The organism is Bacteroides sp. D1, from assembly GCF_000157095.2.
In the GTDB taxonomy this organism is placed as follows: Bacteria; Bacteroidota; Bacteroidia; order Bacteroidales; family Bacteroidaceae; genus Bacteroides; species Bacteroides xylanisolvens.
The window spans coordinates 1-304 of sequence record NZ_JH114348.1 but is presented as its reverse complement, the minus strand read 5'-3'; the positions used below and the strand labels follow the sequence as shown (position 1 = coordinate 304).

The 304-nt window shown below is 41.4% G+C and carries 1 pseudogene; it reads left to right on the top strand.

The window, feature by feature from the left end:
• Nucleotides 1-77: 77 nt before the first annotated feature.
• A pseudogene (locus BSAG_RS25755) lies at nucleotides 78-304 on the top strand (transposase); the annotation flags it as partial.

The following is a 304-nucleotide window of genomic DNA, read 5'->3' as shown; positions in this document are numbered from 1 at the left end:
AAAAAGGGGCTCAGTCTGAAACCTTGGGCTCAGTCTGAAACCTTGGGGGATTGCGTTAAAATTCTTATTTTTGCATCATGAAAACATCCTCTTCCCAAACGATTGATCCTGTTGCTTCTTTAAGCTTGTTCTTGCCTTCAGGAATCCTTGATTACTTTACCCTAGTCAATCATGTTTCTCAGGATACTTGCTTTATTCTTTATTTAGAGGAGAAAGCCACTATTCCTGCTGAGTACTCTGATCTCCATCTTCACTCAAAAGGTTTCCTCCCTGAGATTGAAGTTCAGGACTTCCCTATCCGTGG